At 69.1% G+C, this 26,477-nt stretch carries 25 protein-coding genes; 16 read left to right on the top strand and 9 right to left on the bottom strand.

Annotation, left to right across the window (positions count from 1 at the left end):
- Nucleotides 1-142 precede the first annotated feature (142 nt).
- Both AC4FS1_RS09065 and AC4FS1_RS09060 read right to left on the bottom strand, forming a co-directional pair.
- Nucleotides 143-1,126 (bottom strand): response regulator transcription factor, encoded by a 984-nt coding sequence (locus AC4FS1_RS09065; RefSeq protein WP_491154351.1) that lies wholly within the window; start codon nucleotides 1,124-1,126, stop codon nucleotides 143-145.
- 105 nt (nucleotides 1,127-1,231) lie between these two features.
- Entirely contained in the window at nucleotides 1,232-2,260 is a 1,029-nt protein-coding gene (locus AC4FS1_RS09060) for a glycoside hydrolase family 6 protein (protein ID WP_491154349.1), read from the bottom strand.
- Between the two features lie 229 nt (nucleotides 2,261-2,489).
- On the opposite strand from AC4FS1_RS09060, the gene AC4FS1_RS09055 reads away from it, so the two are divergent.
- Nucleotides 2,490-2,816 carry a DUF7882 family protein gene (locus AC4FS1_RS09055; RefSeq protein ID WP_491154347.1) on the top strand — a complete coding sequence of 109 codons (327 nt, stop codon included), beginning with the start codon at nucleotides 2,490-2,492 and terminating at the stop codon, nucleotides 2,814-2,816.
- On the opposite strand, the gene AC4FS1_RS09050 is transcribed toward AC4FS1_RS09055, so the two are convergent.
- Nucleotides 2,813-3,268 (bottom strand): MarR family winged helix-turn-helix transcriptional regulator, encoded by a 456-nt coding sequence (locus AC4FS1_RS09050; protein WP_491154345.1) that lies wholly within the window; start codon nucleotides 3,266-3,268, stop codon nucleotides 2,813-2,815. The two genes, AC4FS1_RS09055 and AC4FS1_RS09050, sit on opposite strands and share 4 nt — an antisense overlap.
- 186 nt (nucleotides 3,269-3,454) lie before the next feature.
- Here AC4FS1_RS09050 and AC4FS1_RS09045 point away from each other — a divergent pair, with 186 nt between their 5' ends.
- The 3 genes from AC4FS1_RS09045 (at nucleotide 3,455) to AC4FS1_RS09035 (ending at nucleotide 5,451) form a co-directional block, all read left to right on the top strand.
- A complete protein-coding gene (locus AC4FS1_RS09045) occupies nucleotides 3,455-3,820 on the top strand; it encodes a DUF7882 family protein (protein WP_491154343.1) in 366 nt (121 codons plus the stop codon).
- A gap of 470 nt (nucleotides 3,821-4,290) precedes the next feature.
- A complete protein-coding gene (locus AC4FS1_RS09040) occupies nucleotides 4,291-5,058 on the top strand; it encodes an SGNH/GDSL hydrolase family protein (protein ID WP_491154342.1) in 768 nt (255 codons plus the stop codon).
- Between the two features lie 15 nt (nucleotides 5,059-5,073).
- Entirely contained in the window at nucleotides 5,074-5,451 is a 378-nt protein-coding gene (locus tag AC4FS1_RS09035) for a DoxX family protein (protein WP_491154340.1), read from the top strand.
- On the opposite strand, the gene AC4FS1_RS09030 is transcribed toward AC4FS1_RS09035, so the two are convergent.
- Nucleotides 5,448-6,275: an endo alpha-1,4 polygalactosaminidase gene (locus tag AC4FS1_RS09030; protein WP_491154339.1), complete on the bottom strand. Its 828-nt coding sequence runs from the start codon at nucleotides 6,273-6,275 to the stop codon at nucleotides 5,448-5,450. The genes AC4FS1_RS09035 and AC4FS1_RS09030 overlap by 4 nt on opposite strands.
- On the bottom strand, nucleotides 6,272-7,270 hold the full coding sequence (locus tag AC4FS1_RS09025) for a TerC family protein (RefSeq protein WP_491154337.1): 999 nt from the start codon (nucleotides 7,268-7,270) through the stop codon (nucleotides 6,272-6,274). Before AC4FS1_RS09025 ends, AC4FS1_RS09030 begins: the two co-directional genes overlap by 4 nt.
- A gap of 272 nt (nucleotides 7,271-7,542) precedes the next feature.
- On the opposite strand from AC4FS1_RS09025, the gene AC4FS1_RS09020 reads away from it, so the two are divergent.
- Nucleotides 7,543-7,689 (top strand): hypothetical protein, encoded by a 147-nt coding sequence (locus AC4FS1_RS09020; protein ID WP_491154335.1) that lies wholly within the window; start codon nucleotides 7,543-7,545, stop codon nucleotides 7,687-7,689.
- A 55-nt stretch (nucleotides 7,690-7,744) separates the two neighbouring features.
- Here AC4FS1_RS09020 and AC4FS1_RS09015 read toward each other — a convergent pair whose 3' ends face one another.
- Nucleotides 7,745-8,728 (bottom strand): TIGR03557 family F420-dependent LLM class oxidoreductase, encoded by a 984-nt coding sequence (locus AC4FS1_RS09015; RefSeq protein ID WP_491154333.1) that lies wholly within the window; start codon nucleotides 8,726-8,728, stop codon nucleotides 7,745-7,747.
- A 281-nt stretch (nucleotides 8,729-9,009) separates the two neighbouring features.
- On the opposite strand from AC4FS1_RS09015, the gene AC4FS1_RS09010 reads away from it, so the two are divergent.
- Together AC4FS1_RS09010 and AC4FS1_RS09005 are read left to right on the top strand one after the other, a co-directional pair.
- A complete protein-coding gene (locus AC4FS1_RS09010) occupies nucleotides 9,010-9,270 on the top strand; it encodes a hypothetical protein (protein ID WP_491154331.1) in 261 nt (86 codons plus the stop codon).
- Nucleotides 9,271-10,119: 849 nt separating this feature from the next.
- On the top strand, nucleotides 10,120-11,118 hold the full coding sequence (locus AC4FS1_RS09005) for a magnesium and cobalt transport protein CorA (RefSeq protein WP_491154330.1): 999 nt from the start codon (nucleotides 10,120-10,122) through the stop codon (nucleotides 11,116-11,118).
- Nucleotides 11,119-11,331: 213 nt separating this feature from the next.
- Here the strand turns inward: AC4FS1_RS09005 and AC4FS1_RS09000 are convergent, their stop codons facing one another.
- Entirely contained in the window at nucleotides 11,332-12,264 is a 933-nt protein-coding gene (locus AC4FS1_RS09000; RefSeq protein ID WP_491154328.1) for an aldo/keto reductase, read from the bottom strand.
- Nucleotides 12,265-12,311: 47 nt separating this feature from the next.
- On the opposite strand from AC4FS1_RS09000, the gene AC4FS1_RS08995 reads away from it, so the two are divergent.
- Both AC4FS1_RS08995 and AC4FS1_RS08990 read left to right on the top strand, forming a co-directional pair.
- On the top strand, nucleotides 12,312-12,854 hold the full coding sequence (locus tag AC4FS1_RS08995) for a YbhB/YbcL family Raf kinase inhibitor-like protein (RefSeq protein ID WP_491154326.1): 543 nt from the start codon (nucleotides 12,312-12,314) through the stop codon (nucleotides 12,852-12,854).
- Between the two features lie 11 nt (nucleotides 12,855-12,865).
- Nucleotides 12,866-13,699 (top strand): LLM class F420-dependent oxidoreductase, encoded by an 834-nt coding sequence (locus tag AC4FS1_RS08990; protein ID WP_491154324.1) that lies wholly within the window; start codon nucleotides 12,866-12,868, stop codon nucleotides 13,697-13,699.
- Between the two features lie 27 nt (nucleotides 13,700-13,726).
- Here the strand turns inward: AC4FS1_RS08990 and AC4FS1_RS08985 are convergent, their stop codons facing one another.
- Complete coding sequence (locus AC4FS1_RS08985) at nucleotides 13,727-13,930, bottom strand: hypothetical protein (RefSeq protein WP_491154322.1); 204 nt, start codon at nucleotides 13,928-13,930, stop codon at nucleotides 13,727-13,729.
- A 519-nt stretch (nucleotides 13,931-14,449) separates the two neighbouring features.
- On the opposite strand from AC4FS1_RS08985, the gene AC4FS1_RS08980 reads away from it, so the two are divergent.
- The 6 genes from AC4FS1_RS08980 to AC4FS1_RS08955 all read left to right on the top strand — a co-directional run bounded on the left by AC4FS1_RS08980 (nucleotide 14,450) and on the right by AC4FS1_RS08955 (nucleotide 21,787).
- Nucleotides 14,450-16,201: a sigma-70 family RNA polymerase sigma factor gene (locus AC4FS1_RS08980; RefSeq protein ID WP_491154320.1), complete on the top strand. Its 1,752-nt coding sequence runs from the start codon at nucleotides 14,450-14,452 to the stop codon at nucleotides 16,199-16,201.
- A 276-nt stretch (nucleotides 16,202-16,477) separates the two neighbouring features.
- The gene (locus tag AC4FS1_RS08975; protein ID WP_491154318.1) at nucleotides 16,478-17,389 is read left to right on the top strand and encodes an Lrp/AsnC family transcriptional regulator; all 912 of its coding nucleotides are present in this window, start codon (nucleotides 16,478-16,480) and stop codon (nucleotides 17,387-17,389) included.
- A 206-nt stretch (nucleotides 17,390-17,595) separates the two neighbouring features.
- Nucleotides 17,596-18,726: an ABC transporter substrate-binding protein gene (locus AC4FS1_RS08970; RefSeq protein WP_491154316.1), complete on the top strand. Its 1,131-nt coding sequence runs from the start codon at nucleotides 17,596-17,598 to the stop codon at nucleotides 18,724-18,726.
- 35 nt (nucleotides 18,727-18,761) lie between these two features.
- Nucleotides 18,762-20,150, top strand: coding sequence for an NtaA/DmoA family FMN-dependent monooxygenase (locus AC4FS1_RS08965; protein WP_491154314.1), 1,389 nt, complete (start codon nucleotides 18,762-18,764; stop codon nucleotides 20,148-20,150).
- Nucleotides 20,151-20,159: 9 nt separating this feature from the next.
- Nucleotides 20,160-20,930, top strand: coding sequence for an ABC transporter ATP-binding protein (locus AC4FS1_RS08960; RefSeq protein ID WP_491154312.1), 771 nt, complete (start codon nucleotides 20,160-20,162; stop codon nucleotides 20,928-20,930).
- Nucleotides 20,930-21,787: an ABC transporter permease gene (locus AC4FS1_RS08955; protein WP_491154310.1), complete on the top strand. Its 858-nt coding sequence runs from the start codon at nucleotides 20,930-20,932 to the stop codon at nucleotides 21,785-21,787. The genes AC4FS1_RS08960 and AC4FS1_RS08955 overlap by 1 nt, the downstream gene beginning before the upstream one ends.
- A gap of 234 nt (nucleotides 21,788-22,021) precedes the next feature.
- Here the strand turns inward: AC4FS1_RS08955 and AC4FS1_RS08950 are convergent, their stop codons facing one another.
- Nucleotides 22,022-23,416, bottom strand: coding sequence for an HNH endonuclease signature motif containing protein (locus tag AC4FS1_RS08950; RefSeq protein WP_491154308.1), 1,395 nt, complete (start codon nucleotides 23,414-23,416; stop codon nucleotides 22,022-22,024).
- A gap of 587 nt (nucleotides 23,417-24,003) precedes the next feature.
- Here AC4FS1_RS08950 and AC4FS1_RS08945 point away from each other — a divergent pair.
- Nucleotides 24,004-25,917, top strand: coding sequence for a glycoside hydrolase family 127 protein (locus tag AC4FS1_RS08945; protein ID WP_491154306.1), 1,914 nt, complete (start codon nucleotides 24,004-24,006; stop codon nucleotides 25,915-25,917).
- Nucleotides 25,918-26,477: the final 560 nt, after the last annotated feature.

The following is a 26,477-nucleotide window of genomic DNA, read 5'->3' as shown; positions in this document are numbered from 1 at the left end:
GTCTCGTCGCTTCGCTCCTCGCTCGGGGTCCGGGGCGGGGGCTCCTCGCTCAGGGTCCGGGACGGGGGCTCCTCGCTCAGGGTCCGGGGCGGGCGCCCTCGACTCGGTGCGGGACCGGGAGGGGACGGGCTGGGAGCGGGGGCTACGGGGCGAGGTGCTCGGAGGTCAGGCGATAGCCGACACCCCGCACGGTCTCGATGTACCGCGGTGTGGTGGGGTTGTCGCCCAGCTTGCGGCGCAGGTTCGTCATATGGGCTTCGATCGCCCGCTTGTCGGCGTCGCCGACGAAATAGCTCGTGACGTACGACTCACCACGCAGCACCAGCGTGAGATCGGCCTTGCTCCGCACCCGGCGCTTGGACTCCAGCAGGGTCGCGAGCAGATCGAACTCGGTGCGGGTCAGTTCCAGCTCGTCACCACCCAGCAGCACGATGCGGCTGTCGGGGTCGAGCTGCAGGTCGCGGTGCACCAGCCAGGTCGCGTCGATGACGGCCACTTCGCCGGTGATGCGCTCGGCGACCTCGGTGCCCGGAGCAGTCTGCGATTCGGGGCCCTGCGTGGAAGGCACCAGGACCGGACCCGTTGAAGGGCGCTCGTCATATGCCACCGGCAGTTGCGTGGGGACGGACGCGTGCTCGCCCGGACGCATGCCGGGGATCGTCTGCGTGACCGGACGTGCTCCGGGGAAAGTGGGCCCGACCGGCCCCTGCTGCGCAGTGCCGGAGATCGCTTGCGTTCCCCCCGCGCGCGGGCGACGAAGGAGCGCCTCGATGCGGGCACGCAGTTCACGGGGGCGGAACGGCTTCACCACGTACTCGTCCGCGCCGGCACCGAGGCCGAGCACGACATCGGCCTCGTCCTCGAGTCCGGTCAGCATGATGATGTAGGTGTCGGACTGGGCGCGAATGCGGCGTGCCGCCTCAAATCCGTCGATGCCCGGCATGTTGACATCCAGCGTTGTGACCAGCGGCTGATACGCGATCACCGCGCGAACGCCGTCGATGCCGTTGCCGACCGAAACGGTCGAGAACCCAGCCGATTCGAGGACCTCTACGAGAAGGTGCCTGATATCCGGATCATCCTCGACGATCACGGCGGTCTTCTGCGCGTCCGCAGAGTCGCTCATGCTTTCATCGCCTCACTCGATCCGGTCGCTGTGTGTCGAGCGCAATCTTCGCATACTTCGGGGCCACCCATATGCCTGCGCCCCCATGCGTGGCGGATCCGCGCTTCAGCGCGCCTTCCGCGTCAGTTCAACGGCCGCCTCGGGCCACCACTCTCCAGCGGCGGGGCCGCCGGAGCAGGTGCCATCACTCTCGCCGGGGGGCTTGATCCACAGGTTGGTGTCGACCACACCATCGCCGTACGTGCCGCCCGGATCGCCGACCAGTCGCCCGGGCGGATTGCACCAGTCATCCCCGTCCGGGCCCGCCCCGTTGCGGGATGTATCGATGATCGCGTGGGCGCCGTCGAGCAACTCCGACAGCTGATGCGCGTACTCGAACTCCGCCGACGTGGTCTGGTAGTTGGACACGTTGGTCGCGAAGCCCCGCACCTGGTCGAGCACTCCGACGTCACGGATGAGGCGGGCCATCTCCTCGGCGGGGAGCCAGCTGGAATGGCCCCCATCGAGGTAGATCCACCTGTTCACGCCCGCCATCCGGTCCACCGCGCCGGAGAGCTGCTCGATGCGCTCGTTCAGGTTGCCGCACTCGGGAGCGAGGGCCAGGCTGTCGGGTTCGAGGATGACGATCTGGGGAACGTCTTGCGCGTTGCGCAGCGCCTGCCCGATGCGCTCGGTCCACGCCACGTACGCGTCCGGCTCGAGCCCCCCGGCGGAGTGCTGCCCGCAGTCACGCCCGGGCAGCCCGTAAACGACCACGGCGACGGACGCCTCCTGCTCCCTGGCCTGCCAGGCCAGGTGGGCGATGCGGTCCGCGACCGTTTCCAGCGGGTCGGCCTCCGGCGTCAGCCAGTAGGCCGTGGGCTGAGCCGCCAGGTACTCGGCGGCCGCGATCTCGTCGGGGGTGACTGCATCCCCGTCAGCCAGGGCGCGCGCCGCCTTCGAGTCGTCGGGAGCGACAACGGTGGTTCCTACGGCGGGTGGGCGGGCGGAGATCATCTGGAAGAAGGTCTGGGCGTGGATGCCGACGAGAGCGATGGCTGCGATGAGTCCGACGACCGCGAGAGAGACGCCGCCGATCAGCAGGATCTTTCGGATGCGACGACGATTCGCCGGTGGCGAGGTCGGTCTCATCATTTCCCTGGACTCTATCTGAGAACGCCCCGCGGACGGCGAAGAAAAGCCCCCGGCGGCGGATCGGAGTGAACGCCGTCAGGGGCTCGGCGACCGGTGCCGGGCCGCCAGGCACAGTATACGTGACGTGTCCCCCTTTTGGGGGACAAGAAGCACCCGCGGTGGAGGTGCGCAGATGGTTAGGCACGGGGGCTCGTGATGGTTAGCCGAATCCGCGTAGTACGCTCCGGACGTGGGAAAACTGGTTTACGCAACCTCCGGTGGATCGTTCGACATCGAGGATCGGACGTTGTCCCACCTTCGCGTGATCTTCATGAACAAGCTGCGCCGCGGCGAGCCCTTCATGTTCCATCACAGCGTCGGCGACGGCAGCGGGTCGCGGAGCTTGTGGATTCACCCCTCCGTCCCGCTGGTGTTCCACTTCTACGGCAGCCGGGCGCCGTCGCTCAACCGGCGTTGGGTGGATGACCTCATGCACGAGGCGAACGGACCCAACGGGCTGTTCCTCGTTCCCGAGCCCGACGCCGAGTCGGTGGGCGTACTGCAGGAGCGCGCCTAAGCGCACTCGTCGTCGACGGCCGCGCGCACGCGGTCGAGGAATGTTGCGACGTGCTGCGCCTCGGTCGGTGTGAGCGCCGAGGCGAACTCGCGGATCCGCGCGGTGAGCGGGTCGATGTCGGTGAGGTCGATGCTGCGGTCGAACGGGACGACGAACTTGCTGCGGCGATCTCGCGGGTTCGACTCGAAGGCGATGAGTCCTCCCGCGTGCAGGCGATCGAGCATGCCGGTGACGGATGCGGTGGACACCGCGAGGTGGTGCGCGATCTCGGTGGGGGTGACTGATTCGCCGTCGTCCGCGCGTTCGAGGATGTAGCGCATCGCGGCGCGCGCATTCTCGGTCGGACCGCAGGCGTTCTGGCGCCGGCGGGACAGCCGCGACTCGGAGAGGCGGAGACGCTCGACCGCCCGCACGGCATCGTCGAGCCTGTCCTGAGTGGCCGTTGGAGTCATGGGCATCCTCGCGTGGAAGCGGTCCTCGTATCGGGTAGGCCCAGTGTAGTTAGCCGAGGTGACTACTCAGGAGGTGAGGTTTCTTTGTTCACGCGGTGGCCACCTTCCCTCGCTTGCTGAGTAGCTAGTTTGCCTAGTAACGTGCGGATAACAGATCAACCGATCGTCGGCAGAGAGGACCGCATCATGGGGTACCTGTTTTACGGGAACACGGACCAGCCCATCGAGGTCTCCGACCGACTGCTGGCGCACATCAAGGTCGTCACGGCGACGAAGCTCCGTCGCGGGGAGAGCTTCACGCTCTCCTGGCGACACCCGGAAGACATCCCAGGCGGTCGCTCCACGATCTGGATGCACCCGGCCATCCCGCTGCGTTTCGTCTTCACCACGGCGGAGCCGGAGATGCTCAACCCCGTGTACCTGAAAGAACTCGCCAACTCGGCCAACTCTTCGGGTGGCCTGACGGTCGACCTGGCCACGCCGGTGCCCGCCCACAGCGACGCGCCGCAGGCCAAGACTGCTCGCGTAGCCGTCCCCGCACACGCCGCGTAGTTCCTCCGATACCTCCGCTAGGGGCTCGGCGACGGTGTCGCCGCGGCTCCGAAGACTCTCAGGAAGGTGCGGCGGCTTCGCGCCTTGTCGACCTCGTCGCCGGGCGGGGTATCGCTCATCTGCGCCTCTCGGACTGCGCGACCGAATGCGTCTCAGCGTAGGGGCGCGCCCGGATGCGAGACGAGACACCGGCTCCGCCGTCCGGTCGCCCGGTACTCGCGCGATCCGCGGCCGGCGACGGCCGCCGAGCGGCGGGGGAACCGTTCGGCGACCGTACGCCGGTCCCATCGGAGCGTGACACCTGTGCTCGACGACGGGAGCCCGGGGGACCCATCGTTACCGGGGGAGGCGACGACCACCCCATTGTGCGGCGGTCCAGGCGTGCACGGCGCGGGGTTGACGGAGCGGGGATTCGCACTTTTCGCTCCGCTGTACACCCGCCATCCAGACCGTGTCGATAGCGTCGGGGAATGACGAAGCCGCACGCGCCCGAGACGCGGGCGCGGCTCTGGGCCGCCGTCGGTGCGACCACCGCCGTCGTCGCTCTCGCGGTCGTGCTCATCCTGGCGCTCGCGCAGGGCGGTGCGCGCTCAGCAGGGTCGAATCCGTCCGCCGCCTCGGGGGACAGCTCCTCGCCCGAACCGTCGCCCACGGTGACGGCGACGGTGACGGCGACGCCCGGGTCAACGCCCCGCACCGCGCCACCGCTGCGGATGGCGGTCGTCGGTGACTCGATCAGCCACGGCGGTGACAGCCCCGATTTTCCCCGCGGCGCACTCGGGGAGCTCTCCTGGGTGCGGTGGGCTGTAGGTGACCGGCTGACGTTCGCCGGCGGCTGGGCGGTGCCCGGGGCGCAGACCGAGGCGATGGCCGACAACGCCCAGCCCTACGACGCCGACGTCCTCGTCATCCTCGCCGGGACGAACGACCTGGCCTTCGGGGTGCCGCCGGAGCAGACGGCGGCCAACCTCGCCCGGATCGCGGACACGACCGGCGTCGCGCGGGTCGTGCTCGCCAGCATCCCGCCCAACGATTTCGGCGCCGACGCGGTGACGCGTTACAACGCCGCCCTGCAGCAGCTCGCCGCCGACCGCGGCTGGGAGTTCGCGGATGCCGCGGCGGGGCTGCGGACCGAACAGAACACCTACCGCGAAGGATTGACGTGGGATGGCGTGCATCCCACCGTCGAGGGCGCACGACTGCTCGGCGAGGCTCTTCGCGGGCACATTCTCAACTGACGACAAGGAGACGACGTGCGCACATTCGCCCGATGGATGCTGGGGGCCGCGGTGCTGCTCGCGGGGCTCAGCCACGTGTTCTGGGCGCGCCGCGACTTCCAGGCGCAGGTGCCCGACTGGGCGGTGGCCGCCGGGCCGCTGGACAAGGATGCGGTCGTGGTGGCGTCCGGCGTCGTGGAGATGGCGTTCGGGGCGGCCCTGATCGCGCTCCCGCGTGAGCGGCGCCGGATCGGGGCGGCGCTCGCCGCGTTCTTCGTGGCGGTCTTCCCCGGCAACGTCGACCAGTGGCTCAAGAAGCGATCGGCCTTCGGGCTCGACACCGACCGCAAGCGTCTCGTGCGCCTCTTCTTCCAGCCCGGTCTCGTCGCCTGGGCGTGGTGGTCGACCCGCTAACAGCGCTCGAAGACGTACTCGGGGTCGGAGGGCGTTGACAGCTCCCGGTCCCGGAGCACGACCGACTCCGGCACCGCCGCGTCCGCGCACATCTCGGCGAACGGCCGGGGGAGAGCGTCGGTGTACTCGATGTCGAGCACACGCTCGCCGTAGACGGTGGCATAGGAGCCGCACTCGTCGTAGGCCGCGCATTCCTCGGTGACGGCGAAGTCGAAGCCTGCTTCGGCGGAGAGGAGCGCCGCGTACTCGGCCGCGTTCTTCTGCGCGGTGGCAAGGCCGGAGCGATGGGCGATCGCGACAAGCTCGGTTGCCAGGGCGACGTTGTCGTCGACGTCGAGGGCCCCGTCGGAGCGCGTGAAGGTGTCGAGGTTGTCGAACTCCACCGCATCGAACCCGGCGGCGGCGCATCCCTCGATCCACGGACCGGCAATGGCGGCGATGGCGGCCCGGCTCTCGGGTGAGGACGTGTCGAGGAGCACCTCATCCGGCCAGTCCGGGTCGATCACCGGTTCACCGTCGCGCAGCAGCAGCGTGCCGTCCGGCCAGTTGTCCTGTTCGCCGGGCTGGGTCTGAAAGCCGTTGACGTAGCAGATGGAGTACGCGTCGGCGAGCGGCTCCGCGGACCGGTCGCGCACGACGATCTCCACTCCGGCGGGCGGCGGGTACGCGCCACCGAGCTGGTAGTCCAGCGGTGCGCCGGCCGGGGGGAGGATGATCCGCGGCGAGATTTCGGGCGCGCTGCATCCCGAAACGAAAGCCGCGGCGCACACGAGGAGGGCCAGGAAGCGGTGGCGCCCCCTCGCCCTCCTCGACCTCGGGGTCATCGTGTCGGAGAGTCCGCGGAGTCCGGGGAGCCCTTCACCGCGCGGGTGCGCAACAGGCTCGCCACCGTCGCCACGGTGATCGTCACCGCGATGAACGTGAGGGAGAACCAGATCGGGATCTCGGGCGCCCACGCCACGGCCTCGCCCCCGTTGATGAACGGGAGTTCGTTCTCGTGCAGAGCGTGGAAGACGAGCCTCACGCCGATGAAGGCGAGGATCACTGCGAGGCCCTGAGCGAGGTAGACGAGCCGCTGGAGCAGCCCGCCGATGAGGAAGAAGAGCTGGCGGAGCCCCATGAGCGCGAACGCGTTGGCGACGAAGACGATGTACGACTGCTCGGTGAGGCCGTACACGGCAGGGATGGAGTCGACCGCGAAGATGAGGTCGACGAAGCCGATCGCGATGATGGTCAGCAGCAGCGGAGTGGCGTACCGGCGGCCGTCCCTCTTCAGCGTCAGGCGGTCGCCGTCGTACTCCTCGGTGACCGGAAGATGGCGGCGTACGAACCGCATGCCGCGGCCATCGGTGGGATTGCTCTCATGGTGCACGAACGCCTGACGGTAGGCCAGAACCAGCAGCAGCGCCCCGAAGAGGTAGAAGATCCAGGAGAAGTTCTCGATGAGGGTGGCCCCGACCGCGATGAAGGCGCCGCGCAGGATGAGCGCGATCACGATGCCGATCATCAGCACTTTCTGCTGGTAGATCCTCGGCACCGCGAACCCGGTCATCACGATGAGGAACACGAAGAGGTTGTCGATCGACAGCGCCTTCTCGGTGAGGTAACCGGCGTAGTACTCCCCGCCGTACTGCCAGCCCCACACCAGGCCGACCACGATGCCGAACAGCAGCGCGAGTCCGATGTAGAACGCCGACCACCGCGCGGATTCCCCGATGCTGGGCGCATGGGCCTTGCGCACGTGTGCGAAGAACTCGTAGATGAAGAACGCGATCGTGACGGCGATCGTGATCGCCCAGACGAGGAAGGGAACGTGCATCGGGACTCCTAGGAGGGTCGGCGTATCTGACGCCAAGGTCTCCTCCACCCGGAAACCGGGCCGACGGGCCGGGACGCTACGTAGAGTCCGTATTGACGGGTCCGCCGCGATGGGAGTACTCCCCTTGCTGCAACGACACTAACGGATCGTGCCGGCGAGAGGGCCGCGCACTGTTCTGGCGCGACGATGGGTGCGCCGGCGCGACGGGTGTGTGCGCTTTCGCTCGCAAACTCGTAACCACCGCGACACAGCCGTGGAGTACGGTCTGACTCATGGCTAGCCGCAAGGGAAAGTCGCGCTCGCGAGCGCCCATCCGTTCGCCGTACCGTCAGCCGATCTGGCTGGTCGTGGGGGTGTCGATCATCGCGCTCGGGACGATCGTGCTCGTCGTGGCTGCGTTCCTCACGTTCGGCCGCTGAGCCGGCGGCGCTGCTCTCCCGTCACAGGGCGCGGAGCCTCACAGGGCGCGGAGCCTCACAGGGCGCGCAGCTTCTCCAGCAGCGGCTCGGCGACCTCCGACACGAAGCGGTCCTGCTGCTCGTCGCCGACCTGCAGGATCGCGATGTCGGTGAATCCCGCGTCGACGTAAGGGCGCACGCTCTCGGCGAGCTCGTCGAGGTCGGGTCCGGTCGCGATCGACTGGGCGACGTCTTCCGGACGCACGAATTGGGATGCGGCGGCGAAGCCCGCGGGCGTCGGGAGGTCGGCATTGACCGCCCACCCGCCGCCGAACCAGCGGAACTGCTCGTGCGCGCGTTCGAGGGCCTTCTCGCGGTCGGGGTCCCAGCTGATCGGGATCTGGCCGATCTTGCGTGACTCGCCCGACTCGGATCCGCCGAGCGGGTGCACGGAACTCCACTTCTGCACGAGCTCGGCGTCGGGCTCGACGGCGATCATGTGCTCGGCCAGGTCGGCGAAGCTGTCGATCGACGCGTCGCCCGAGACGGCGACGCCGATCGGGACCCCATCGTCGGGGCAGTCCCAGATGCGCGCCGAGTCGACGCGGAAGTAGTGGCCCTCATAGGTGACGAGGTCGCCGGAGTGCAGTTCGCGGATGACCTCGAGTGCTTCGACGAGCATGTCCTGCCGTACGGAGACGGCCGGCCACCCCTCGCCCACGACGTGCTCGTTGAGGTTCTCGCCCGATCCGACGCCGAGGGTGAACCGGCCTTCCGAGAGAAGCTGCAGGGTGGCGGCCTTCTGCGCGACCACGGCGGGGTGGTAACGCATGGTGGGGCAGGTGACATAGGTCATGAGCCCGATGTTGGAGGTCGCGTAGGCGACGGCGCCGAGCACGGTCCACGCGTAGGGCGCGTGGCCCTGCGACATCAGCCAGGGCGAGTAGTGATCGCTGGAGACCAGGAAGTCGAACCCGGCGGTTTCCGCCTTCACGGCGTAGTCGACGAGCTGGCGGGGTCCGCTCTGCTCGGTCATGAGGGTGTATCCGAAACGCGTCATGGCGTCCTCCTTCGCAGGCTGCTCCTCGGCACGATACGGAACGCGACCTCGGCAACAGCGGGGGTTGCGGCCGGCGGATGGATGCGGCAGGGGCCGAGCCGCGAGTCATCATCAGATCCCGCTTCCGGTGTCAACCCTGAAACACTCTGCGGCGTGCGGGCCGCACCATGGGGCATGTGATTGACTTCCTCGGCGCCCGGCGTCGCACCGTGTGGCTTGCGATATGCGCTGGACTTGCGATCGGGGGAGCGTGCATCGCGCTGGCGGCTGGAGCGATCTCGGTGAGCGCCGTCGTTGACGCCGCCCTGGCGTCGCAGGGCGCGGGCGCGGCGGATGCCGCCGCGTTCCCCGGCATCCTCGGGGGTGTGGGTCTCCTGGCCATGATTCTGGGCGCGGCAGGCTTCGTCTGGCTCGTCTTCGCCGACCGCGCGCCCGGCTGGATGGCTGCCATGGCTCAGCGCGCGACCCCGGTATCGGCCGGACCGCGAGTCGAGCCGGCGCTCCAGGCGTCACTGGCCGGTCCCGGCGCATCCGAGTCCTGACCGAGCTGAGCCGTACCGGGCCGCCCGCCCGTATGGGCGCGCCGTTCGGGAGGTAGATGCACGTGGGGGAGGCCGGATGCTTGGGGCTCCGGACCTCCCGTTGCGGCATCTCCTCCCCGGGCGCCCGTTTGTCAGCGGCGTCGGGCGTTCGTCGCCGCATCCCCGTTCGTCGCATCGCCATTCGTCGCAGCGTCGGCCCGCGAGCGGCTTTTTCGGGGAGCGGTGTGCCGTTCGGGGAGCGGCGTGGCGTTTGGGAGGGGATGTGCACAGGGGAGGGCGGGTGTTGGGGATTCGGACCTCCCGGGGTGACATCTCCTCCTGAGGTGCACGCCTGTTGGCGGCGCGGGCGTCCGGTGGAATGCGCGTGGGGATGTCGGGTGTGCCGTTGGGGAGGGGATGTGCACAGGGGAGGGCGGGTGTTGGGGATTCGCCCCTCCCGAGGTGACATCTCCTCCTGAGGTGCACGCCTGTTGGCGGCGCGGGCGTCCGGTGGAATGCGCCTGGGGATGTCGGGTGTGCCGTTCGGGAGGGGATGTGCACAAGGGAGGGCGGATGTTGGGGATTCGGACCTCCCGCGGTGACATCTCCTCCTGAGGTGCACGCTCGCCGGCAGCGCGGGCGTCTGGCGGAATGGGTGCTTTGATCCGGGTGTGCCGTTGGGGAGGGGATGTGCACAGGGGAGGGCGGATGCTGGGGATTCGACCTCCCGAGGTGACATCTCCTCCTGTGGCGCACGTTCGCTGCACCCATCGATTGGGAGTGGCGTCTTGGTCCCACCCCGAACCACCCAACACGCCCCGGTGGCGCCTCCTGTCGAAGGGGCGGGTCTGGGAGGGGGAGACTTGTCAGGTGCCCATCATCGACAACGCCGTGTACGTCGGCGGCCGCCGCATCCAGAATCCCGAGAGCCTCGAGCAGACCTTCGAGTACATGCGGGCCAAGCAGGGAATGGCGTGGATCGGTCTCTTCCGGCCCACTCGTGAGGAGCTCGACCAGGTCGCCGCGGAGTTCTCGCTGCATCCCCTCTCCGTCGAAGACGCCCTGTCGGGGCATCAGCGGGCCAAGCTCGAGCGCTACGGCGACATCCTCTTCGCCGTCCTGCGTCCGGCGCGGTACATCGACTCCGCCGAGACGGTGGAGTTCGGCGAGCTCCATGTGTTCGTCGGCCCCGACTTCGTCGTCACCGTCCGTCACGCCGAGGTGCCCGACCTGGCACATGTGCGCCAGCGGATGGAGGCGCAACCCGAGCTCCTCGCGCGGGGCCCGGAGGCGGTGCTGTACGCGATTCTCGACGAGGTGGTCGACGAGTATGCGCCGGTGACCGCCGGCCTGCAGAACGACGTCGACGAGATTGAGGACCAGCTCTTCTCCAACGACGGCGGCGAGCTGTCGCGGCGCATCTACGACCTGTCCCGCGAAGTCATCATCTTCCAGCGGGCGGCCGAGCCGCTGAAGGGGATGCTGGAGTCGCTGCTCGACGGAGCCGGAAAGTACGGCGTCGACCTCGAACTGCAGCGGTCGCTGCGCGACGTGCTCGATCATTCGCTCCGGATCACCGACAAGCTCGGGTCGATGCGCGCGATCCTCGAGAACGCGCTCACCGTCAACGCGACCCTGGTGACGCGGCGACAGACGGAGACCGCGCTGACGCAGAACGAGCAGGTGAAGAAGATCTCGGGGTGGGCGGCGATCCTCTTCGGTCCGACGCTCGTGGGCACGATCTACGGAATGAACTTCACCTACATGCCCGAACTGGACTGGGTGTGGGGGTATCCGATGGCGCTCGCGCTGATGGCTGCGACCTCGGTGACGCTGTGGGGCGTCTTCCGCAAACGCCACTGGCTTTGACGCCCACCTGCTTCTGACGCGCACCTGGCGCCGACGCGCCCACGGCGGCGCGCGCGGGTGGCCCGCGGAATCCGCCCGCTCGCCTCCGGAGCATCCGCCGCCCGTCCTCGCCCGAGGCGAGGAGATCTGCCTGGGCGAGGATGGATGCGGCGGATAACGCCCTCGGTCGGGCAGATGCCCTCGCCCAGGGCGAGGACGCTCCCCTTCTTACCCTTACGGCACGCGGTAGCCGGCGGCCCGGGTCAGGGCGTACCACTCGGCGCGGGTGAGGGGCAGGTCCGATCCGAGGGCGGCGCCCGTGACGCGTTCGGGCGTGGTCGTGCCGAGGACGACCTGCATGCCCGCGGGATGCCGCGTGATCCAGGCCGTGGCGACCGCAATGGGCGGCACGTCGTAGGCGGTGGCGAGGTCGTCGATCACCGCGTTCAGCTCCGGGTAGTCGGGCGAACCGAGGAACACGCCACCGAAGAACCCCGACTGGAACGGCGACCATGCCTGCACCGTGATGCGGTTGAGGCGGCAGTAGTCGAGGATGCCGCCGGCGTCGCGGGTGACGGACTGGTCGATGTCCATGTTCCCGGCGAGACCCTGGGTAATGATCGGGGCGTGCGCGATCGACAGCTGCAGCTGGTTCGCGACGATCGGCTGGCGGACGGCGGAGCGCAGCAGGTCGATCTGCCGGGGCGTGTGGTTCGAGACGCCGAAGGCGCGCACCTTGCCGGCCGCCTCGAGCTCGTCGAATGCGCGGGCGACTTCCTCCGGCTCGACCAGCGCGTCGGGGCGATGCAGGAGCAGGATGTCGATGTAGTCGGTCTCGAGCGCACGCAGCGAGCCCTCGACCGCCTCCATGAGGTGCTCGTAGGAGAAGTCGAAGTACGGCCCGTCCTTGACGATGCCCGCCTTGGTCTGGATCGTGATCTCGGCCCGCTCCGACGACGAGAGCCGCAGTGCTTCGGCGAATCGCCGCTCGCACTGGTGCGTGTCGGAGCCGTAGATGTCGGCGTGGTCGAAGAAGTCGATGCCGGCGTCGCGCGCGGCGGAGACGAGCGTGCGGATCTCCTCGTCGCTCTTGTCGGTGATGCGCATCATGCCGGCGACGACGTTGGGGGCGCGGAGGCCGGTGGGGCCGAGGGGAACGGTTCTCATCGCCCCACGCTAACGCGCGCACGGCCGGGGATGGGTAGGTTCGGGGTATGACCGACCTCACGCGCCCGCAGACCCCCGACCCGTATCCGCTGCTTCCCGCGGTCGCTTCGTTCGAGGTCACGAGCGACGACATCACCGACGGGCAGCCGCTGAAGCCCGAGCAGGTCGCCGCCGCTGCGACAGGCGCCGCGACCGGCGATGTCTCCCCGCACCTGCGTTGGTCGGGCGCGCCGGAGGGCACGAAGTCCTTCGTCGTGACGTGCTTCGACCCGGATGCTCCGACTCCGAGCGGGTACTGGCATTGGGTGCTCGTCGACCTCCCCGCATCCGTCACCGAGTTGCCCGCCGGTGCCGCCGCCGCCCCGCTTCCCGGAAACGCGTTCCACGTGCGCAACGACGGCGGTGAGCCCGGATTCGCCGGCGCCGCGCCGCCGCAGGGCGACCAGGTGCACCGGTACTTCTTCGTCGTCCACGCCGTCGGCGACGACACCCTGGGGGTGACGCCCGAGGTGACGCCGGCGGTGGTGTCGTTCCAGCTCGCGTTCAAGACCCTCGGGCGCGCGATCATCCACGGCACGTTCCAGCACTGAAGGGCACCGAGATGACCTGGACGGATCGCTTGGGATTCTTCGGCGTGTGGATGCGGGGCAGCGACATCCAGCCCGCGCTGGCGCGCGAGATCGAGGCGCTGGGCTACGGGACGGTGTGGCTGGGCGGGTCGCCGCCCGCCGACCTCGAGCACGCCGAGCACCTTCTGGATGCGACGGAGTCGGTGGTCGTGGCGACGGGCATCGTGAACATCTGGAAGTCGGATGCGGCGGAGCTGGCCGACTCGTATCACCGCATCGTGGCGAAGCATCCCGGTCGGTTGATCCTCGGGATCGGCACGGGTCACCCCGAGGCCACGGCCCATCGCGCGCGGCCGTTACGGGCGATGTCGGAGTATCTCGACGTGCTCGACGAGCGCGACATCCCGGTCGATGATCGGATCATCTCGGCACTGGGTCCGCGGATGCTGGCGATCGCTGCCGAGCGGAGCGGTGGCACGCATCCGTATCTGACGGTTCCGAGCCAGACGCGCGAGGGCCGGGAGGCGCTCGGACCGGGCAAGCTCGTCGCCCCGGAGCAGACGGTCGTGCTCGATCCCGACGTCGTGTCGGCGCGGGAGTCGGCCCGGGCATTCCTCCGCAACTACCTGCGGCTGTCGAACTACACCGGCAACATGCTGCGCGCGGGCTTCACGGACGACGACATCGCCGGCGACGGAAGCGACGAGCTGGTCGACCGGATCGTGGTGCACGGCGATGTCCCCGACCTGGTGGCGGCACTCCGGGCCCACCTGGATGCCGGCGCCGACCACGTATGCGTGCAGGTGCAGCCGACGTCGGATGCTCCGCGTGCGCTGCGTGACCTGGCCGCGGCCCTTCCTCAGTAGCGCACGGGGTCGGCGGGAGCGCACCCGTCAGCGGGAGGGCGCCGGCTCGGCCTCCGGCGACAGAGGCGCCGCATCCGCGCGCTCGGAGACGGACGCCCGGGGCAGCGGACGCGGGTGGTCGTGGTGGTCGGCGGCCGTGATCGCGCGGCCCACCAGGATGCCGACACCGAGTGCGGCGAGGACCCACGCGGCGGCGATCGCCAGCCACGTCCACAGGGGGAGGGTGAGCATCTGACTCTCTCTGGGGGCGCAGGAGCGGGTCCGGGTGACCGCGACTGTGCACCTCGTGGGTGCGGCGAGCGTGTGCAGCGCCTGAAGGTGATCCGGGGAGGGGTATGCCGGGGCCCGAACTCTTTCCGGAAGAGAGTCCAGGCCCCGCCATCGGCGTTCCGTCACTTGCGTGACCCCCAGGGTGGAACGTCGGCGTCCTGGCTCCTGTCCCCAGCAGGAGCCCGGGTGACCCGGCCCCTCTCCCCAGAAGGGCGCGCGGTATCCCCGTTGATGAGACGACGTGGCGGACGATCTATTACGCAAATTGAAGAAGTTTTTCGGATTCCCTGGTTCGACCTCGATCCGACGGCGCGCCCCGGGTTGCGGTACGCCGGGAGGCTCTCTCCCGGAGGCTGATTTTCCTCGTGCGAGAGCGCCGACGCTGAGGCAGAATGGGAGGTCGAGTCGCGGGGGCTGACTCCGGTCGCCCGCGCTACGGACCTCGGATGGATCCCGGGGGCCGCGTCGGGGGGACGAACAATGACGCACGACCACGAGCTCGTGGGCGCCGACGGCGAGATGCCGGCCGACGCTGACCTGGTACATCGTTCGAGGTCGGGCGATGCCGACGCGTTCGGAGAACTGTGGCGCCGGCACTACGGCTCCGGGGTGGCTGTTGCCCGTTCCATCACCTCGACGCTCGACGCCGACGACCTGGTGCAGGAGGCGTTCGCGCGCATCTTCCAGTCGTTGCAGCGTGGGGGCGGGCCGGAGGGGTCGTTCCGCGCCTACCTGTTCACCAGCATCCGCAACACCGCCGCCGCGTGGGGTCGTGCCCGCAGCGAGACGACGATCGACGACCTCGAGGCGGTCGTCGACCCGGATGCGGCGGCGCACGTCACCGACGAGGCGCTTGACCGGTCGCTCACCCATGACGCGTTCCGGAGCCTTCCCGCCCGCTGGCAGGAGGTGCTCTGGTACACCGAGGTCGAGGGGATGAAGCCCGCCGAGGTGGCGCCGCTCCTCGGGATCAAGGCGACCGCCGTCGCTCAGCTCGGCTTCCGGGCTCGCGAGGGCCTGCGTGTGGCTTGGATCCAGGCGCACCTGCAGACGGTGGACGCCGACTCCGAGTGCCGGTGGGTCATCGAGCGCATGGGCAGTTACGCGCGCGGCAACCTCAGCGCCCGCGACCTGCGCCGCATGGAGCAGCACCTGTCCGAGCACGCGCCCTGCGCCGCCATCGCGGCCGAGGCCAAAGAGGTGTCCGGACGCCTTGCTCTCGTCCTGCTGCCGATCGTCGTGGGGACCGGCGCGACGGTCGCCGCGCTCGCCGCCCTGCGGGAGGGTGCGGGAGCGGCGGTCGCGATGGCCGCGATGCCGTCGTCGGTGGCCGCCGGCGGCTCGGCCTCGGGAGTGGCCGGCGGCACGGCGCTCGCCGCATCCCCGGCCGCTGTCGGGGCGGGCACCTCGGCTGCCGGCGTTGCCGCCGGAGCGACGGCCGCTGCCGGCTCTGCCGGAGGACTGGGCGGGACGATCGCGCTGGTCGCCGCCGGCATCGCCGTCGTGGGCGGCGTCTCGCTGGGCGCCGTGCACGGCGGCTTCGCGGGCGGGCGGGCGGATGCTGTTGCCGCGGTCGAGACGTCTGACCGGCCGCAGGATGCTGCGGTCGTGCCGTCCACGAGGGACGCGGCGTCGCCCGCGCCCAGCGATGCCTTAACGCTCCCGGGAATTCCGACCGATACGCCGACTCCGGAGACGTCGCCGCGCCCGCAGCCCACCGCATCCGCCGAGCCGGCACCGAAGGACGTGCCAGCCCCGATTCCCGCGCGGGAAGACGACCCCGCTCCGACGCCGGTGCCACCGTCCGAGCCGGCCCCCGCGCCCGACGCGACTCCGATCCCCACGCCGGAGCCCACTCCTACCCCGACGCCCACGCCGACACCCGAAGCGACTCCGGTCCCCACGCCGGAGCCCACCCCGACCCCGACGCCTGAGCCGGAGCCGACGCTGCCGGCCGGTTCACCGACGATCGCGGGTGCGGAGATCGTTCTCGTCGACGACCTGGTCACGGAGGTGCGCATCAGCCTGTCCGGCGCCCCTGGCGCGAACGTTCAGGCGCTGACGAACGGCGACGTGCGAGCGACCGCGACTCTCGACGACAGCGGTTTCGGCTCGCTGGTGGTCCGCCCCACGCTGGCGCAGATTCTCGCCGACGTGACCGTCGACCTCCGGTACACCCTCGGCGATCAGGCCGGCGAGGTCACGAGCAGGCGGCTCAGCGACCTCTGGTGATCGCGGCGAGACTTGCGGACAGTGTCCGGAGTCTCCGTTCCGGACCCTGAGCGAGGAGCGTAGCGACGAGACGAAGGGTCGAGGTCGGCGCTGGAAGTTCCTGGGAGGCGTTACCGATCCCCCCTGCCCGTGGCGTGGGACGGGAACCGACTGATCCTCGAGCGGGACGAGGATCTGCTCGGGCTGATCGAGCCCCCGAGCGTTCCGCGCGACACGGGAACTGCGCCAGGGCGACGCGCTACCCCGCGGGGGCGCGTTGACGGTAGGAATGGGAGCGTGTCGGACGCCGCAGCAATCGATCGGAAGATCATCGCACTGCTCGCGGCCGAGCCGCGGATCACGGTGAAGGACCTCGCCGCCCGCGCCGACATCGCGCCCGCGACGGCGCGGACACGTCTGAGGCGCATCATCCGCGAGGGCATCGCGGTCCCCACGGTCGTGCTGCATCCCGCCGTGCAGCGCGAGCACATCGTGTTCCACCTGCGGCTCGGCATCCGCGGCGAGGATCACGAGGCGCTCTTCGCCACCGAGGAACTCGCCTCGGCTCCCTGGGTCGCATATGTGGGTGAGGGTGACACGATCCTTGCTCAGTTCACCGCGCGAGATCTCGCGGGCATCCTCGACACTGTAGACACCGTCCGCGCGCGTCTTGAGGTGGAGAGCGTGGAGTTGGTTGTGTTCACGCGCATCTACCTCGGGGACGAGCTCGGCCAGCACCCGCCCACCGAGCGACTCGCGGCGGAACCGCACCGCATGCCCGACGACGTCGACCTGCGCCTCGTGGCGCTCCTGACCGCCGATGGCCGCGAGAACTTCACGGATCTCGCCGCGGAGGTGGGGCTGACCGTCGCCGCTACGCGACGCCGCGTCCTCCGTCTCGTCGACGATGGGATCGTTCGCTTCCACACGCGGATTCCGGGTCCCGACGCGCAGGAGAGGGCCGCGCTCGTCGACCTGACGGTCAAGGCGCGGAGCGTCCCCGCGATGCTCTCCTCTCTGACCGCTTCGGACCACGTCCGATACGTGAACGAGCAGACCGGCCCCTACAACGTCGCCTGCTACGTCGTCGCGCGTGACGAGCAGCCGTTCGAGGCCTATCTCGACGGCCTCCGGCACGACCCCCGCGTGTCGGCCCTTCGGGTCTCGCGCGTTCGCGCGGTTCGTCACCGCGCCAGCTGGACCGACTGACCGCTGCACGCCCCTCTCTCCGGCGTTTTAACCGGAACGAAACCTAGCCGGGTCCCTCGCCGACATATTGATGCCCTTATCTGTACCGAAAGAGGCCTCAACGCCAAATTCGGTCACAGTGTGCTGGATGCTGGCGCGCCACCATGCAACGCGAAGGGATCACCCACATGCATGTTTCTTCCCGACGGGGTCTAGGGGGCGGGCTTGTGCTGGTGGCCACGCTCGCCACGGCCGGGTGCGCGACGAGCGCGACCGCGCCGATCGACTCGGCGACCGCCGAGCTCGAGGTGGGCGCGCTGGACCTCTCGGGCTCCTGCCCGGCAACGGTCGTGATCCAGGCCGACTGGAACCCGGAATCGGAGCACGGCACTCTGTACGAGCTCGTCGGCCCGGACCCGGTCATCGACAGCGCGAACAAGACGGTGACGGGTCCGCTGATGACGGACGGGGAGTACACCGGCGTGAACGTGCAGGTGCGCGCGGGCGGCCCGGCGATCGGCTATCAGAGCGTGCAGTCCATGCTCTACACCGACCCGGACATCCTGATGGGGTACGTCGAAACCGTCGACGCGATCATGACGTCGGCCGACCTTCCCGTGGTGAGCGTTTTCGCGCAGTTCGAGGGCGATCCGACGATGGTGATGTGGGACCCCGAAACGTACCCGGATGCCGAGAGTATCCACGACCTCGGAGAAGCCGGTGTGACGCTGCTCACTTACGACGGCGAGGTGAAGACGGACTGGCTGATCAACGAGGGCATCTACCCCGCGGAGCTCATCGACCGCAGCTACGACGGCACCCCTGCGAGTTTCGTTGCGCAGGGCGGCACCATCGCGCAGACCGGCTACATCACGGCGGAACCCTACGTCTACGAACATGACGTCGAGGCCTGGATGCGGCCGGTCGCCACCGCGACATTCGGTGACGAAGGGTGGCCGAGCTACACGAACACGCTCGCGGTGAGGACCGATGATGTCGCGGCCGAGGCGGACTGCCTGAAGGGTCTCGTGCCGGTTCTGCAGCGGGCAGCCGTGACCTACCTCGACGATCCTGCCGAGACCAACGAACTGATCGTGGCGCTCGTCGCGGAGTACGACACCGGGTGGGTCTACGAAGCCGGCGTCGCCGAATTCGCCGCCGAGCGGGCTCGAGACCTGGGCCTCGTGAGCAACGGAGACGACGAGACCGTCGGGGATATGTCGGAGCAGCGCGTAACCGACAGCATCGAGCTGATGGGGCCGATCATGACGGCGACCGGCGCGGAGATGGCCGAGGGGCTCGCCCCGGAAGATCTCTTCACGAACGAGTTCATCGACCCCTCCATCGGCCTCGAGTGAGCATCCCGGGTGGAGAGACAAGGAGCCAAGCGACCATGACGAAAGAACTTGCATTCGGGATCTTCCAGTTCATCGGGCCGAGCGGGGTCACGGTCGGAAGCTGGGCGCACCCCGACAACGAGGCGCCGCTGAACTTCCTCGACATCGACCATTGGACGCGATTGGCCGCCCGCTTCGAGGAGGCGAAGATCGACTTCATCTTCTTCGCCGACGCGTACAGCTACGCGACGCTCGACGGCGCGGTCATCCCCAACTCCCTGGAGGATGCGGTCAACTCGCCGAACGGTGACCCGATGACGATCGTCTCGGCCCTCGCGGCCGCCACTGAGAACCTCGGATTCGTGGTCACCTCGTCGACGACGGTAGAGAAGCCGCAGCAGGTCGCCAGGCGCTACGGCACGCTCGATCACTTCACCAAGGGGCGGATCGGCTGGAACATCGTGACGGGCTCGGGGCAAGCCGCCTCGGCCAAGCTCTTCGGCGAGGAGATGATCGCGCACGACCGTCGGTACGAGATGGCGGAGGACCACGTGCAGCTCTCTCTGAAGTTGTGGGAGGGGTCGTGGGAGGAAGACGCGCTGCGCATCGACAAGGAGGCCCGCGTCTACGCCGACCCGGCGAAGGTGCACGAGATCGATCACGACGGTCCGTTCTTCAAGGCGCATGGGATGCTCGCCGTGCCGCCCTCGCCCCAGCGGACCCCGATGCTCCTTCAGGCGGGCACGTCACGCCAGGGCAAGGCGCTCGCCGCGAAGTATGCCGAGATGGTGTTCCTCGCCGGCGGCGATCCGGCTCACGTCGCCGCGAACATCCGCGATATTCGGCGGCTCGCCGTCGAACAGGGGCGGTCAGCGGATGACATCAAGTTCGTCATCGGCGCTCTGTTCGTGGTCGCGCCGACGCACGAGGAGGCCGTCGCGAAGCGAGAAGAGATGCTTTCCCTCACGACCATCGAGGGCGCCGCTACCGCCTACGCGTATTACACGGGCATCGACCTCCTGAAATACGACCTGGATTCCCCGCTGCCGAAGGACATGACCACCGAGCAGGGCCGGAGTAGCGTCGAGCGCTTCCTCGGTGAGAACGCCCCGACGGTGCGGGAGATCCTGGACGACTACCGGCGCAACGGGGTCAACGGCACGGCGTTCGTGGGCGATCCCGTCGAGGTGGCCGATCAGGTGCAGGCCTTCGTCGAGCAGACCGACGCCGACGGCTTCCTGGTTCAGCCTTACCTGACCCCGGGCACCTACGACGACTTCATCGATCTGCTGCTGCCTCAGCTGCGCGCCCGCGGTCTCGCGAAGATCGACTACCAGGGGCGCACCCTCCGGGAGCACGTGTTCGGGGAGGGCCGTGCTCGGCTCGAGGCGCCCCACCCCGCGGCTGCCTACCGTGCACCGGCGCGGGCTACCGCGATCGCCTGAGGATCCGGGATGACGAGCACGGAGGCCCCGCCGCAGGTCACGAGCGACACCGCGCTGCTCGAGTTCGCCGGCGTCGACATGGAATTCGCCGACGGGACGGTCGCTTTGTCGGGTGTCGACCTCACCGTCCGTCGCGGCGAATTCGTTTCGGTGGTCGGCCCGTCCGGATGTGGGAAGAGCACGCTCCTGCGGATCGCTTCGCAGCTGGAGGCAGCATCCGCGGGAGACGCGACGGTCAGAACCGCTCGCATCGGCTACGTGTTTCAGGACGCGACCCTCCTGCCGTGGCGGGATGTCGAGGCGAACGTCGAGCTGTTGACGGAGCTGAACGGTGTGGCGAAGGACGAGCGGCGTCGACGCGCTCGCGAGGCGATCGATCTCGTCGGGCTGGGCGGGTTCGAGCGCCACCTGCCGAGGCAGCTTTCGGGTGGGATGCGGATGCGCACGTCGCTCGCCCGTTCTCTCACCCTCGAGCCGGAGCTCTTCCTCTTCGACGAGCCCTTCGGCGCGCTTGATGAGATCACCCGAGAGCGACTGAATGACGAGCTACTCCGGATCTTCACCGAGCGCGACTTCGCGTCGCTGTTCATCACTCACTCCGTCGCGGAAGCGGTGTACCTCTCTACTCGTGTGGTGGTGATGTCGGGCAGGCCCGGTCGCATCGTGGATGAGTTCGAGGTGCCGTTCGCGCACCCTCGCGACCCGGATGTGCGGTTCGATCCGGCTTTTGCCGAGCTCTGCGGCAGGATTTCCCACGCCTTACGAGAAGGACACAACTGATGGCAACCGTCGAACTGCAGCGAACGGAGACGGCGTCATCTCTCGCGGGGCGCGGGACGTCATCCCGCGGCAGGGCGTCTGCGCGTTTGGGCGCGGTCTGGCCACCACTTGCCGTTGCGGCGGCGGTGATCGTCGTCTGGTACGTCGTCACCTACGCGGTGCTGGACGACAGGTCCCGCTTCCTGCTGCCCCCTCCGCACGCCATCTTCACGGACGCGTTCTTCGACCCGCGTGTGCTGTCTGAGCTGATGATGTCGCTGTGGCGGACGGGCAGTGTCACCGTGGTCGGCCTCGCGCTTGCCATCGTCATCGGCATCTCGTGGGCGGTCGCCATGGCGCAGGCGCGCTGGGTGGAGCGATCACTCTTCCCCTACGCGGTGATCCTGCAGTGCATTCCGATCCTCGCGCTCGTGCCGCTGATCGGATTCTGGTTCGGGTTTGACTTCCCCGCGCGCGTGATCGTGTGCGTCATGATCGCACTCTTCCCCATGGTCTCGAACACGCTCTTCGGTCTGCAGTCCGTCGATAAGAGTCAGCGCGACCTGTTCACGCTGCAGAAGGCGAGCAGGTGGACCGTACTCCGAAAGCTGGAGTTTCCCACGGCGCTGCCCGCCATCTTCGCGGGCATCCGCATCGCCGCAGGCGCGTCGGTGATCGGCGCGATCGTGGGCGATTTCTTCTTCCGCAAGGGGGAGCCGGGGCTCGGCGCCCTGATCTCCAATTACCAATCACGCGTCCAATCCGCGGAGCTGTTCGCGGCGATCCTCACCGCGGCGCTCTTCGGGGTTGTCATCTTCCTCCTCTTCGGATGGCTGCGGACGCTGGTCGTCGGGCGGTGGGACCCGAGCAGGTCCTGAATCCGGTGAGGTAACCGGTCTGCTGCGCGCCTCGGATGGCGGGGCCGCGGTGGCCGCCGACGCGAAGCGAGATGTGTATCCGGCCGTGCCCGCCGCGATCGAATACCGAGCCGCGGCCGGGGCAGAGCAAGCCGGTGCGCGCTCGCGAACTCGGTTACCCAGTACAAGGGGGAGATTCCGCTCGTCGCGACAGCTTCAACACCGCTGGCGACAAGGAGGTCCTGTGACCAGCGGTCAGAAGGGTGGTGGGTCGGCGTCGGGGATGAACGCGACCCGCGGCGGGACCTTGTCGACGTAGTCCCGCTTCAGGGGAGACGTCCATCGGATCGACCCGTCGGGTAGCTGCGCCGCGACCCAATCCGTCTCGGTTTTCAAGGTGTGATGTCGTTTGCAGAGGCAGGCGAGGTTGCAGATGGCGGTCTTTCCGCCGAGAGCCCAGTCGAGATTGTGGTCGTGGTCGCACAGGCGCGCGGGCATGCGGCATCCGGGGAATCGGCAGTGGACGTCGCGGGCGTTGACGAACCGTTGCATCTGGCTGGCTGCCCGATACGCGTCCACGGCGAGCACGATTCCCGTGATCGGGTGGGTGAGGATGCGCTCCCATCCAGGGGCGCCGGCCATGAGGCACCGGGCGGTCTCGGCGTCGATGGGGCTCTTGCCCTCGATGCTCGCGCCCCGGTCGTCTTCCCCGGCGGCGGTGAGAGCGGGTACGACGACCTGGATCTGTGCGCGGATGGCACCGAGGCCGCCGGACATCTTGTCTTGCGTCGGATCGATGGCGGGTTGGCCGGTCAGGAGCATGTCGCAGACCAAGTCAGCTCTGATCTGGTCGAGCGAGCGAGTATCGACCACCTCCACCTGCCCACCTGTGCTCGCGTCGGTGTCGTTGGCCGTGTGGGTGTCGGTGTCGGCGTGCATGCCCGCGTCGGTTTCCGTCCCCGCCTGCCCCCGTTCGCGTTGCTCGGCGGCATCGGCCGTGACCTGGCGGATGGCTTTGCCCTGTTGGGTGAGGCGGTCGTAAATCCCGTGACCGACCGCGGCGGCGACGATGAGTTCGAGCTTCACCATCCCGTCCCCCAGTTCGGCGAGAGTGACGGCGCGGCCTTGCTCGGCGCGCTCGAACCGGGTCGTGATCGATTCGGGATGCAGTTGTTCGGCGAGCCCGCGGGCGTAGTCACGGGTGCGGGCGACGGTCTCCGCCTCGGCCCATTCCAGGACCACCTGTTCGAACGCGGCGCGCTGCTCGGCGTCAGGGAGGACGCACCCGGCGTCTTGGATGACCGTGGCGTGCCGAGCGCTGATCCGTCCGGCGGCGAGTGCGTCGACCGTCGCCGGGAAGTGCTCTACGAGGTCGAGGGCGTCGGACATGCGACTCTGCACCACGCGGTCGCTCCAGTGCACCGCGGCGCCGATCTCGGCGGCGATCGAGCGCAGCTCCATCTCCCGGGTGCGCTGCGTGATGTGTTTGCCCTCCATCCGCCGCAGCGCGATCCGCATGGCAGCGGCCAGGTGTGCGACCTTCGTCGCCTCGAGCGCAGCGATCTCCTGCTCGGTGTCGCGGAGCCCGTCGACGACGGCAGCGAGCTGCGCGCTTTCGCCGATAGGTCCGACACTGTCCGAGCTGTTCATACTCAGAGTCTCGCACCTACCACCGACATTGGAGCTGGGCTAAATCACCCCTGTGGAGAAGTTGCGAACCGGGGATGCTGGGGAGGAGTTCGAGACGTTACGGACGTCTCGGCCACCCCCGCCCGCGAGCCGCTCCCACGAGGTCAGCGTCCGCGTCGCCCGACGCCCCCATGGCCGACGCTCCTCCATACGCACCCGCCGCCGGCCGCATCCCACGAGGTCAGCGCCGGCGTCGCCCGCCGCGCCCAGGCCTCGCCCGCCGCCGCCCGCTGCCCATCGGCCGCACCTACCAAGTCAGCGCTCGCCCGCCGCGCCTCCGCGGGATGCTGCTCCACAAGCCCGCGGCCCACCGCCCCCGCGGGATTCTGCTCCACAAGCCCGCGGCCCACCGCCCCCGCGGGATTCTGCTCCACAAGCCCACCACCCACCGCCCCGCCCACGCCCCGCCGGGCCCGCCCCCCGAAACGCCCCCCGCTACCTCCGCTCATCACCCCCTGCAACCCCGATGCGCCGCCACCACCCGGCCACAAGGCTCGGGGCTACTAGACCCCCGCCACGCCCAAAGCCACCCCCGGAAGGCCTCACCCGTGAGCAATCACCTCCTCTCTTCCCCAAGCGCATCCCCGCGCCACGTCGACGCCCCCGTCGTGCCGAGCACAGGAGCACTCACCCCGCTCGGCCTCTCGTCGTCCCACATCACCGGAGGCTTCTGGGCGCAGCTGCAGAACCTCAACGCGTCGACGATGATCCTGCACTGCTACGAGTGGATGGAGCGGCTCGGCTGGATCGGCAACTTCGACGCCGCCGTCGAGGGGCGTGTGCCGGAGGATCGCACCGGGCGCGAGTTCAGCGACTCCGACGTGTACAAGCTCGTCGAGGCGATGGCGTGGGAGATCGGCCGCACAGCGGATGCGGCGCTGGAGGAGCGCTACGCGGATGTCGTCGCGCGCATCGTCCGTGCGCAAGAACCCGACGGCTACCTCAACACGATGTTCGGCCGTCCCGGGCAGGCGCCCCGGTACTCGGATCTCGAATGGGGACACGAGCTGTACTGCTACGGCCACCTGTTCCAGGCGGCGGTCGCCCGCAGCCGCACACGGGGCGAAGACGACCTCGTCCGCGCGGCGCGACGGGCGGCCGACCACGTGTGCGACGTGTTCGGGCCTGGCGGCCGCGAGGCGGTGTGCGGCCACCCCGAGGTCGAGACCGCCCTCGTCGAGCTCGCTCGCGAGACGGGGGAGGAGCGCTACCTCGAACAGGCGCGCCTGTTCGTCGAGCGCCGGGGACGTGGCATCCTCGCCGACATCGACTTCGGCCGCGAGTACTACCAAGATGACGTGCCCGTGCGCGACGCCGAGGTGCTGCGCGGCCACGCCGTGCGCGCGACCTACCTGGCCGCGGGAGCGATCGACGCCGCAGTCGAGACCGGCGACGCCGACCTCCTCCACGCCGTCGAGCGGCAGCTGGCCCGTACGGAGGCCCGCCGCACGTACGTGACCGGCGGCATGGGCGCCCACCACGAGGGCGAGTCGTTCGGCGCCGACTGGGAGCTTCCGTCCGAGCGCGCGTACAGCGAGACGTGCGCCGGCGTCGGCTCACTGATGGCGCATCACCGGATGCTGCTGGCCACGGGCGACGCGTCGTACGCCGACGCCGTCGAGCGTGTGCTCTACAACGTCATCGCCACATCCCCCGGAGCCGACGGCCGTTCGTTCTTCTACACGAACACGCTGCAGCGTCGCACCCCCGGTACCGTGCCCGCTCCGGATGAGGTGAGCCCGCGAGCGGCGGCGAGCATGCGCGCCCCCTGGTTCGCGGTGTCGTGCTGCCCGCCGAACGTGGCGCGCACGCTGGCATCCCTCGACGGATACGTGGCGGCCAGCGACGCCGACAGCCTCTACGTGCTGCAGTACGCGCCCGCCTCCATCGAGGCCCAGCTGGCCGGTGGTCGCCTCGTCGCCGAAGTGACCACCGAGTACCCGCACGCGGGCACGATCACCGTGTCGGTGCAGGATGCTCCGCCCACGGGAGCCGAGCTGGCACTGCGCGTGCCGGCTTGGGCCGGGGATCAGTCCGTGCTCACCGTCGGCGGCGAGACTCGACAGGTGAACCCGGGCTGGGCGCGTACGTCGGTGCAGGCGGGCGACACCCTGGTGCTCGAACTCCCGGTGCGGGCTCGACTGATCTACCCCGACCCGCGCGTCGACGCACTCCGCGGTCAGGTGGCGGTGCAGCGCGGCCCGGTCGTGATGTGTCTCGAGCGGGCCGCCGAGGAGCACCTGTCAACGGAGGAGCTTCGGGTCGCGGGCGAGCCCCGCGAAGAAGACGGGCGCGTTCTCCTGCCGATGACCGGGGTGTCGTTCGCCGACGAGGAGTGGCCGTTCGCCGAGCGGCCCTTCGAGCCCGCGGTAGCCGACTCGTTCGAGGTCGAGCTCATCCCGTACTACGACTGGGGCAACCATGGACCGTCGACGATGCGCGTGTGGATGCCGGTGAGTTGAGGGGAGCCCGGGACCCCGCGGCGGCCTTTGATACCCACAGCAGAACGTGCGCGCAAGGTAGCCGCGAGGGTTCCTCAGGGAACCGTAAAGATGGTTATTCCGGGGATAGCTTTACAAGTGCGGTCGTGCCACTGGGGGGTGGCGCGAACGTCTGGAAGGGTCTGCCGAAGACACGGAGATTCGCTTTCACGCGACTGGGGTTGCGGGTGAAGCGGATCAGCGTGGGGGAGACCGAGCTGTTCCGCTGGCTTGCCTCGGAACAACGAAAAGCCCCCGGCTCGCATCGGAAGGTGCCAGCCGGGGGCTTCATATTTGGATCCGTCGGAGATCGCGAGGACGGCCGTCGTTCGGGCCGCCCCATGCCGAAGTACTGCCAGCCGGCAGCTCGCCACGCGCCCGCGTCGAGGCAGTTGCGCCGGTCGACCAGCACTTACGCGTCTGCCCCGATAGAGCGGTGGCATCTCCCTTAGGGTGAAGGCCACCCATGCGCGCCAGCCCGTCGCGGACGAGCCCCACTCCGATGGGTGCGTCGCCTGCGGCAGGCGGGCACGTCGCCCGGG

It is taken from the genome of Microbacterium sp. Z12_35 (assembly GCF_058310475.1).
The sequence above is the reverse complement of the archived record's forward strand: the minus strand, read 5'-3'. Positions and strand labels throughout refer to the sequence as shown.

Coding starts and splice junctions, on each gene's coding strand:
- AC4FS1_RS09065 (WP_491154351.1), bottom strand. CDS start 1,126: ATGAGCGACTCTGCGGACGCGCAGAAGACCGCCGTGATCGTCGAGGAT.
- AC4FS1_RS09060 (WP_491154349.1), bottom strand. CDS start 2,260: ATGATGAGACCGACCTCGCCACCGGCGAATCGTCGTCGCATCCGAAAG.
- AC4FS1_RS09050 (WP_491154345.1), bottom strand. CDS start 3,268: ATGACTCCAACGGCCACTCAGGACAGGCTCGACGATGCCGTGCGGGCG.
- AC4FS1_RS09045 (WP_491154343.1), top strand. CDS start 3,455: ATGGGGTACCTGTTTTACGGGAACACGGACCAGCCCATCGAGGTCTCC.
- AC4FS1_RS09040 (WP_491154342.1), top strand. CDS start 4,291: ATGACGAAGCCGCACGCGCCCGAGACGCGGGCGCGGCTCTGGGCCGCC.
- AC4FS1_RS09030 (WP_491154339.1), bottom strand. CDS start 6,275: ATGACCCCGAGGTCGAGGAGGGCGAGGGGGCGCCACCGCTTCCTGGCC.
- AC4FS1_RS09025 (WP_491154337.1), bottom strand. CDS start 7,270: ATGCACGTTCCCTTCCTCGTCTGGGCGATCACGATCGCCGTCACGATC.
- AC4FS1_RS09020 (WP_491154335.1), top strand. CDS start 7,543: ATGGCTAGCCGCAAGGGAAAGTCGCGCTCGCGAGCGCCCATCCGTTCG.
- AC4FS1_RS09015 (WP_491154333.1), bottom strand. CDS start 8,728: ATGACGCGTTTCGGATACACCCTCATGACCGAGCAGAGCGGACCCCGC.
- AC4FS1_RS09000 (WP_491154328.1), bottom strand. CDS start 12,264: ATGAGAACCGTTCCCCTCGGCCCCACCGGCCTCCGCGCCCCCAACGTC.
- AC4FS1_RS08995 (WP_491154326.1), top strand. CDS start 12,312: ATGACCGACCTCACGCGCCCGCAGACCCCCGACCCGTATCCGCTGCTT.
- AC4FS1_RS08990 (WP_491154324.1), top strand. CDS start 12,866: ATGACCTGGACGGATCGCTTGGGATTCTTCGGCGTGTGGATGCGGGGC.
- AC4FS1_RS08985 (WP_491154322.1), bottom strand. CDS start 13,930: ATGCTCACCCTCCCCCTGTGGACGTGGCTGGCGATCGCCGCCGCGTGG.
- AC4FS1_RS08980 (WP_491154320.1), top strand. CDS start 14,450: ATGACGCACGACCACGAGCTCGTGGGCGCCGACGGCGAGATGCCGGCC.
- AC4FS1_RS08965 (WP_491154314.1), top strand. CDS start 18,762: ATGACGAAAGAACTTGCATTCGGGATCTTCCAGTTCATCGGGCCGAGC.
- AC4FS1_RS08960 (WP_491154312.1), top strand. CDS start 20,160: ATGACGAGCACGGAGGCCCCGCCGCAGGTCACGAGCGACACCGCGCTG.
- AC4FS1_RS08955 (WP_491154310.1), top strand. CDS start 20,930: ATGGCAACCGTCGAACTGCAGCGAACGGAGACGGCGTCATCTCTCGCG.
- AC4FS1_RS08950 (WP_491154308.1), bottom strand. CDS start 23,416: ATGAACAGCTCGGACAGTGTCGGACCTATCGGCGAAAGCGCGCAGCTC.